Raw genomic sequence first — 8,139 nt, 5'->3', positions numbered from 1 at the left:
CCCGAACACGGAAGTTAAGCTCTTCAGCGCCGATGGTAGTTAGGGGCTGTCCCCTTGTGAGAGTAGGACGTCGCTAGGCAAATGAAAAGAGTACCAGATTGGTACTCTTTTTTTGTTTATAAAAAACAGTAGAACGCAGAAATGCATTCTAATTATATAAATACAGTGATACTTCAATTTCTTACGTAAAGTATAATGTAACTTTCGTAAGAAATAGGCTCTTTGAGATTTAACAAAATGATAATGATCAACTGTCCTTATTGCCAATATTTTTTAAGTAATGAAAGACAAGGGAAGGCCCTTTTTTTTCTGTTATCTGAAGAAAAGATTGAATGAACGGGTAATCCTGATTAGGCATCATTTTAATTAATTCACTCCACCACTCTGTTTCATATCGGGCAATCATACTTAAATTGTATAGCAATAAATAATGAATTAATAACTCTGGGTAGGTATTAAAAGTATTTTTTACAATTGGAAGGCAAAAATGATCTTTTGCTAAATTATGTCTAATTGGTAATGGTTCATACAAAGATGGAGAAGGAGATTGAATATGAATAAAATCCTCGTCTAACGGCTCAGGTATGATTTCCACTATTGATTTTCTTTTTAAATAATCAATAAATCGGGATTCAGTCATATGATAAGTATCTAAGATAATTTTTGGAATCGATAAGACTTTTCCTTTCTGCTCAATGGGGACGAAGGTATTTTTCCCTTCCATTTGTATGAACAGTGCATGCAATTCAGGGATTTGTGTAAATAAATCTTCCATTGTCGCTTTTTCCCCTTCGATATGTTCCATGTGAAACATTTTTTCAGCCATATATGGAAACAATCCACTTTTTTGAAATTTGACTTCATCCTGAAAAAACTGGTACTGCTGCTTCTTTCTTTTCCTTGTGGAAACACCGTGTGCAAGAACAGAAGTTGTTTCAGGGTAATTAGGGTCGACTGTTAATATACAGGCTTTAATAAAATGGACAAGCCCATAAAAAAGGAGAATGGGCTGAATAATTAGAGGTGCTAGCTTTGCTTGTTGGAAATAAATTTGTCCATGTTCCAGGTAATAGATAAATGGATAGCTTTTCTCATAACTATTTTGTTCAGCCTTTGGAAGTTGTTGATTTTCATAGCATCTTTGTAAGAATTTTTGTGTGGAATCGGCTGAAAAAAAGGGCAAAAAGGAGTTCAAGTCCACATAATTATTCATCAAATAGTCCTCTCTCTAATTATTTGAATAATCGAACATATTCATCTTGTCTTGACAGTATTTTGCCCAATTGATAACCTACTAATAATATTTTTGAGTCTAGGGGGTAAAAAAATGTGGGAAAGTAAGTTTGTAAAAGAAGGCTTAACATTTGATGATGTATTGCTCGTTCCTTCAAAATCAGAAGTTCTTCCGCGTGATGTGAATTTAAGTGTGCAACTAACAGAAAAAGTGAAGCTTAATATTCCAATCATTAGTGCAGGGATGGACACTGTTACCGAGGCAGAAATGGCGATTGCAATGGCTCGCCAAGGTGGCCTTGGAATTATCCATAAAAACATGTCCATTGAGCAGCAAGCTGAACAGGTTGATAAAGTAAAACGCTCAGAAAGCGGAGTTATTTCTGACCCATTTTTCCTCACTCCAGAACAACAAGTCTATGATGCTGAACATTTAATGGGGAAATACCGGATTTCAGGTGTACCTATTGTGAACAATGAAGAGGAACAAAAGCTTGTTGGGATTTTAACTAATCGTGATCTACGCTTTATCTCGGATTTTTCTATTTTGATTTCAGATGTAATGACAAAGGAAGATCTTGTCACCGCTCCAGTAGGCACGACTTTAGGGGAGGCTGAAAAGATTCTTCAAAAGTATAAAATTGAGAAGCTTCCACTTGTTGATGAAGACGGCATTCTTAAAGGATTAATTACTATTAAGGATATTGAAAAAGTAATTGAATTTCCTAACTCTGCAAAAGATCAGCATGGGCGTTTATTAGTTGGAGCTGCAGTCGGTGTAACGAAGGATACAATGAAAAGGGTAGAAATGCTTGTGAAATCACAAGTTGATGTCATTGTATTAGATACAGCGCATGGACATTCGAAAGGTGTAATCGATACTGTTTCTGACATTCGCCGTAGTTATCCAGAAGTTGCAATCATTGCTGGTAATGTTGCTACTGCAGAAGCAACAAAGGATTTATTTGAAGCAGGAGCAGATATTGTCAAAGTAGGAATTGGTCCAGGATCCATCTGTACAACCCGTGTTGTCGCTGGTGTAGGAGTTCCACAAATTACTGCTGTTTATGATTGTGCTTCAGAAGCTAGAAAACATGGCAAAGCAATTATTGCTGATGGGGGAATTAAGTACTCTGGTGATATGGTGAAAGCTCTAGCAGCTGGAGGTCATGCCGTCATGCTTGGCAGCTTGCTAGCTGGTGTAACCGAAAGTCCAGGAGAAACAGAAATATTCCAAGGTCGCCGTTTCAAAGTATATCGAGGCATGGGATCAGTTGCTTCAATGGAAAAAGGTTCAAAGGATCGTTACTTCCAAGAGGACAATAAAAAGTTTGTACCAGAAGGCATTGAAGGGCGTCTTCCGTATAAAGGACCGCTAGCAGATACAATCTATCAGCTTATCGGTGGCGTTCGTTCTGGAATGGGCTACTGTGGGACAAAGGATTTGAATGAATTAAGAGAAAATGCCCAATTTATTCGAATGACAGGTGCCGGGTTAAGAGAAAGCCATCCACATGATGTACAAATTACAAAAGAAGCACCGAACTATTCTATGTCATAAATAGTATGCGGCTGGGACATAACTGATTTGGCTGTGTCCAAAGCTGAATGATAAATTTATTATTATTTATTATCTAAATACTGAAAGCCGAACTATTGCAGAATGCTGTGTTAGCATTTCTAATAATAGTTCGGCTTTTTTAGTTGCTGAAAACCTTTTGTTCCAGCCTTTTTTTATGATCTAAAAAAGTATATTTTCACATTGTATATAAAAGTGTAAATCGTTTGTTTTACGTACTTTGGCAGCATATGCATTACACAAACACAAATGACTTTTTTGTAGAGGCAAACCTATCGGCGATCTACCTTCAGTACCTTAATAAGATCGGCCTATGTTTATGCTCACCATATTACCTATATAGATAGGGTGGGTATTATGATGTTTGGAATAATTAGTATGATAAGGAGAAGAACTTTAGCTTTTTGGAATAGGTCATTCATCTGTCTATTTTTTACGGTTGAGTTATGTTAAAATAACAAAAGTGTACTAAAATGTTGGAGGGCTTTATATTGAAAATAAAACAATATCGTAAATATGTTGCTAGTATGCTTGCGTTAGTAATGTTAGTAGGACTTTTCCCTAGTTTAAATAAGGCTCAAGCAGAAGATATTCTAAATGTAAATGCAGATGGAGCTATTTTAATAGAGGCAGAGACAGGAAGAGTGCTGTATGCAAAAAATCCTGATCAAGTACTTGGAATTGCGAGTATGACAAAAATGATGACTGAGTATCTCCTTCTTGAAGCAATTGCAGAAGAACGAGTGAAATGGGATCAAGAATATGCTGTAAGTGAGTATGTTTACAAAGTTTCTCAGGATTACCCATACTTATCCAATGTTCCACTTCGCAGAGATGGAAAGTACAATATACGTGAATTGTATCAAGCGATGACGATTTACTCAGCAAATGGTGCAACAATTGCGATTGCTGAAACAATTGCTGGATCAGAAGCGAATTTTGTTAAAATGATGAATGAAAAGGCAGAAGAACTTGGATTAAATGATTATAAATTTGTAAACTCATCAGGATTGAATAACTCTGATTTAAAGGGGTATCATCATACTGGTAATTTAGAGGAAGAAAATGTGATGTCAGCAAGAGCGACAGCTATATTAGCTTCCCGATTAATAAGTGATTTTCCAGAGGTACTAGATACAGCTAGTACACCAAAAATGAAGTTCCGTGAAGGAACAGACGATATGATTCAAATGGATAACTGGAATTGGATGCTTCCTAGCCTAGTTTATGGGTATGAAGGTGTCGATGGTCTAAAAACAGGAACAACAGAATTCGCTGGGTTATGCTTCACAGGTACTGCAATAAGAAATGGTACGCGTTACATCACTGTGCTCATGAATGCGAAGGATGAGAACGGCAATAACACAGATAAGAAAATTCGATTTGATGAAACAAGAAAAATGTTTGATTATGCTTTTAGTAACTTTAATAAAGAAGAGCTAATTCCTGAGAATTATCAAGTAAAGGGAAAGAAAACTTTACCTGTTGTTAAAGGGAAAGAGGGTAAAGTAAAGATTCAAACAAAAGAACCAATCTCCCTCGTTGTGAAAAATGGAGAAAAAGAAAATTACCAGCCTAAGCTTGTTTTGGATAAAAAGAAATTAAATGATAAAGGTGAGTTGACTGCACCAATTAAAGCAGGCGAAAAAATTGGTACATTAACAATCGAGCCTGTAGATGGACAAGCATTAAATTTCTTAACAGAAGATGGACAAAGTAAGATTCTAGTAGATGTCGTCGCAGCGGATGATGTTGAAAAAGCAAACTGGTTTGTATTGATGATGCGTGGCGTAGGCAGCTTCTTCGGCAATGTATGGGGAAGTATTTCTTCAACGGTAAAAGGATGGTTTTAAAATTAAAAGGGTTTCCTGTCTTGACAGGAAACCCTTTTTGTTGTTTATTTTCATTAGGGAATAGTTATTATTCCGATTGAAATAATGCCTATTTCTGAAAGAATGAGAAAAATCCATCCATAGCTGATGGAAGAAAACAAAGGGGGAGCACGATGAAAACAGGAACAGATCGAGTAAAACGAGGTATGGCAGAAATGCAAAAAGGCGGCGTTATTATGGACGTTGTCAATGCCGAGCAGGCAAAGATTGCAGAAGAAGCAGGTGCTGTTGCGGTAATGGCACTAGAAAGAGTTCCATCAGATATTCGTGCGGCAGGCGGCGTTGCGAGAATGGCTGATCCTCGTATTGTTGAGGAAGTAATGAATGCAGTGTCAATTCCAGTTATGGCTAAGGCACGTATAGGTCATATTGTAGAAGCGCGTGTACTTGAAGCTATGGGTGTAGATTACATAGATGAAAGTGAAGTATTAACTCCAGCTGATGAGGAATACCACTTAAATAAAAATGAATATACGGTTCCCTTTGTTTGTGGTTGCCGTGATTTAGGTGAGGCTGCACGCCGCATTGGAGAAGGTGCCGCAATGCTTCGTACAAAGGGAGAGCCAGGTACAGGAAATATCGTTGAAGCGGTTCGTCATATTCGAAAGGTGAATGCACAAGTGCGTAAGGTTGTAGGCATGCATGAAGATGAACTGATGACAGAAGCTAAGCTTCTCGGTGCCCCATATGAGCTTCTTGTCGAAATTAAGAAGCTAGGTCGCCTGCCGGTAGTTAACTTTGCAGCTGGCGGTGTAGCAACGCCTGCTGATGCTGCTCTTATGATGCAGCTGGGAGCAGATGGAGTCTTTGTTGGTTCTGGTATTTTCAAATCAGAGAATCCAGCAAAGTTTGCTCGAGCGATCGTGGAGGCAACGACTCATTTCCAAGATTATCATTTAATTGCTGAGCTATCAAAAGAACTAGGTGCTCCGATGAAAGGCATCGAAATTTCAACATTAGCTCCAGAAGCACGGATGCAGGAACGTGGCTGGTAAGGAAATGATGATTAAAATTGGAGTGCTTGGCCTTCAAGGGGCAGTAAGAGAACATGTTCATTCAATTAGGGAATCTGGTGCAGAGGCTATCGTAGTTAAGGATAAAGATCAGCTTGCTGAAATTGATGGCTTAATTCTTCCTGGGGGAGAAAGCACAACAATGCGCAAGCTGATAGACAAATATAATTTTATGGAGAGCCTGAAGGAATTTGCTAGATCAGGAAAACCAATGTTTGGAACATGTGCGGGGTTAATCCTATTAGCAAAGAATATTATTGGCTATGAGCATCCTCATATTGGTGTGATGGATGTGAAGGTTGAAAGAAATTCCTTTGGGCGTCAGAAGGATAGCTTTGAAGCGGACATCCCGATTGCCGGTATTGCTGATGACTTTCAAGCAGTCTTTATCCGTGCGCCACATATCGTTCAAGCAGGAGAAAATGTAGAAATCTTAGCTAAGCATAATGAGAAAATTGTTGCAGCGAGAGAAGGAAATATCCTTGGCTGCTCGTTTCACCCAGAATTAACGGATGATCATCGAATTACAGCCTATTTTGTAAATATGGCAAAGGAAGCAAAAGGAAACTAATTTGTATAAGATAGTTGCAAATCGTCCATAATTATAGTAAATTATGAAGTACTATATTTTATATGTATAAAGCAATGAGAGGAAATAGTAACAAGAAATTTATTCTATAGAGAGCCGATGGCTGGTGGAAATCGGTGAATGAAGCTTGTGAATCCATCCTTGAGCAAAGTATGGAACACCTATTTAGGTTAGTAAATACTTTCGGTTGAAACCGTTATTATTTTAAGGTGGAAAGCTTTATGCTTTCAACTAGGGTGGCAACGCGGGTAACTCTCGTCCCTTTTTTGGGGACGGGAGTTTTTTGTGTTTTCACGTAAATAATAGCCGGTTGAAAAAGAGTGCGAATGAGTTATTTATATTAAAAAGGAGGCTATATGTATGTTAGACGTTAAGTATTTAAGGGCCAATTTTGAAGAGGTAAAGAATAAGCTTCAGCATCGTGGAGAGGATTTAGGTGACCTTGGGAAATTTGAAAATCTTGATGGAAGACGCAGGGAGCTCATTGTAGAAGCTGAAAAGTTGAAGAGCAAGAGAAATGAAGTATCACAACAGGTTGCGGCTTTAAAGCGTGAAAAACAAGATGCTGATCATTTGATTACTGAAATGAGAGAAGTTGGCGATGATATAAAAACGCTTGATGATGAACTTAGAGAAGTAGAAGAAGCATTAGAACAATTAATGCTTAGTATTCCAAATATCCCCCATGAAAGTGTTCCAGTTGGAGAAACGGAAGATGATAATGTAGAAGCGTGGAATTGGGGAGAAATTCGTTCATTTCCTTTTGAACCAAAGCCGCATTGGGATGTTGCTGATGATTTAGGTATTCTTGATTTTGAACGTGCAGGAAAAGTAACAGGCAGCCGATTTGTTTTTTATAAAGGGCTTGGTGCTCGTTTAGAACGTGCTTTATTTAATTTCATGCTTGATTTGCATACGGATGAACATGGATATACAGAGGTACTGCCACCATATCTTGTGAATCGTACAAGTATGACAGGCACTGGGCAGCTTCCAAAATTTGAAGAAGATGCATTTTTAATTGAAAATGAGGATTATTTCTTAATTCCAACTGCAGAGGTACCAGTGACAAATATGCACCGAGATGAAATTTTGAATGGAGAAGATCTGCCAATTAATTATGCTGCCTTTAGTGCATGTTTTCGTTCTGAAGCTGGATCTGCTGGCCGTGATACACGTGGCCTTATTCGCCAGCATCAGTTTAATAAAGTGGAACTTGTAAAATTCGTGAAACCGGAAGAGTCTTACGAAGAATTGGAAAAGCTAACAAAGAATGCTGAAAAGGTATTGCAATTATTAGGTCTTCCATATCGAGTGATGAGCATGTGTACAGGGGATCTTGGCTTCACTGCTGCGAAAAAGTATGATATTGAGGTTTGGATTCCTAGCTATGGCACATATAGGGAAATTTCTTCTTGTAGTAATTTTGAGGCATTTCAAGCGAGACGAGCAAATATTCGTTTCCGCCGCGAGCCGAAGGGGAAACCTGAAGCTGTTCATACCTTAAATGGGTCTGGCCTTGCAATCGGCCGTACGGTTGCCGCTATTTTAGAAAATTATCAACAGGAAGATGGAAGTGTAATCATTCCTGAGGTATTACGTCCATATATGGGCAATAAAGAGGTTATTAAGCCTTAAGGGAAGCTTGATTTCTGAGTGGGTTTTTCCCACTCAGAAAAAAAGGGGAAAAAGTGTTGACTTCAATTTATATTAATGATATGATACTTCTTGTCGATACGGAGGAATACCCAAGTCCGGCTGAAGGGATCGGTCTTGAAAACCGACAGGCGGGTCAAACCGCGCAGGGGTTCGAATCCCCTTTCCTCCTCCATT

At 38.4% G+C, this 8,139-nt stretch carries 6 protein-coding genes, 1 tRNA gene, 1 rRNA gene and 1 other annotated feature; of the genes, 7 read left to right on the top strand and 1 reads right to left on the bottom strand.

Annotation, left to right across the window (positions count from 1 at the left end; all coding sequences use genetic code 11):
• Positions 1–79 (top strand): 5S ribosomal RNA (gene rrf, locus J2Z40_RS20195); the annotation flags it as partial.
• A gap of 168 nt (positions 80–247) precedes the next feature.
• On the opposite strand, the gene J2Z40_RS19455 is transcribed toward rrf, so the two are convergent.
• Complete coding sequence (locus J2Z40_RS19455; protein ID WP_066398895.1) at positions 248–1,213, bottom strand: YaaC family protein; 966 nt, start codon at positions 1,211–1,213, stop codon at positions 248–250.
• A 114-nt stretch (positions 1,214–1,327) separates the two neighbouring features.
• Here J2Z40_RS19455 and guaB point away from each other — a divergent pair, with 114 nt between their 5' ends.
• The 6 genes from guaB (at position 1,328) to J2Z40_RS19425 (ending at position 8,137) form a co-directional block, all read left to right on the top strand.
• Positions 1,328–2,794, top strand: a complete 1,467-nt coding sequence (guaB, locus tag J2Z40_RS19450) for an IMP dehydrogenase (protein WP_066398896.1) — start codon at positions 1,328–1,330, stop codon at positions 2,792–2,794.
• Positions 2,795–3,300: 506 nt separating this feature from the next.
• Positions 3,301–4,665: a D-alanyl-D-alanine carboxypeptidase family protein gene (locus J2Z40_RS19445; protein WP_425351429.1), complete on the top strand. Its 1,365-nt coding sequence runs from the start codon at positions 3,301–3,303 to the stop codon at positions 4,663–4,665.
• 152 nt (positions 4,666–4,817) lie between these two features.
• On the top strand, positions 4,818–5,699 hold the full coding sequence (gene pdxS, locus J2Z40_RS19440) for a pyridoxal 5'-phosphate synthase lyase subunit PdxS (protein WP_066398899.1): 882 nt from the start codon (positions 4,818–4,820) through the stop codon (positions 5,697–5,699).
• Between the two features lie 7 nt (positions 5,700–5,706).
• Positions 5,707–6,288, top strand: coding sequence for a pyridoxal 5'-phosphate synthase glutaminase subunit PdxT (gene pdxT / locus J2Z40_RS19435; RefSeq protein WP_066399652.1), 582 nt, complete (start codon positions 5,707–5,709; stop codon positions 6,286–6,288).
• Between the two features lie 65 nt (positions 6,289–6,353).
• Positions 6,354–6,572: a binding site (T-box leader), on the top strand.
• Positions 6,573–6,666: 94 nt separating this feature from the next.
• Positions 6,667–7,944 (top strand): serine--tRNA ligase, encoded by a 1,278-nt coding sequence (gene serS, locus J2Z40_RS19430; RefSeq protein ID WP_066398901.1) that lies wholly within the window; start codon positions 6,667–6,669, stop codon positions 7,942–7,944.
• A 100-nt stretch (positions 7,945–8,044) separates the two neighbouring features.
• Positions 8,045–8,137 (top strand) — tRNA-Ser (locus J2Z40_RS19425).
• Positions 8,138–8,139 lie beyond the last annotated feature (2 nt).

The sequence above is a fragment of the Cytobacillus eiseniae genome (assembly GCF_017874625.1).
GTDB classification, from domain to species: Bacteria; Bacillota; Bacilli; order Bacillales; family Cytobacillaceae; genus Cytobacillus; species Cytobacillus eiseniae.
This window is presented reverse-complemented; position numbering and strand designations above follow the sequence as displayed.

Bases quoted from the DNA above. Each gene is read 5' to 3' on its own strand.
- pdxS (WP_066398899.1), top strand. From the start codon at position 4,818: ATGAAAACAGGAACAGATCGAGTAAAACGAGGTATGGCAGAAATGCAA.
- guaB (WP_066398896.1), top strand. From the start codon at position 1,328: ATGTGGGAAAGTAAGTTTGTAAAAGAAGGCTTAACATTTGATGATGTA.
- serS (WP_066398901.1), top strand. From the start codon at position 6,667: ATGTTAGACGTTAAGTATTTAAGGGCCAATTTTGAAGAGGTAAAGAAT.
- J2Z40_RS19455 (WP_066398895.1), bottom strand. From the start codon at position 1,213: ATGAATAATTATGTGGACTTGAACTCCTTTTTGCCCTTTTTTTCAGCC.
- pdxT (WP_066399652.1), top strand. From the start codon at position 5,707: ATGATTAAAATTGGAGTGCTTGGCCTTCAAGGGGCAGTAAGAGAACAT.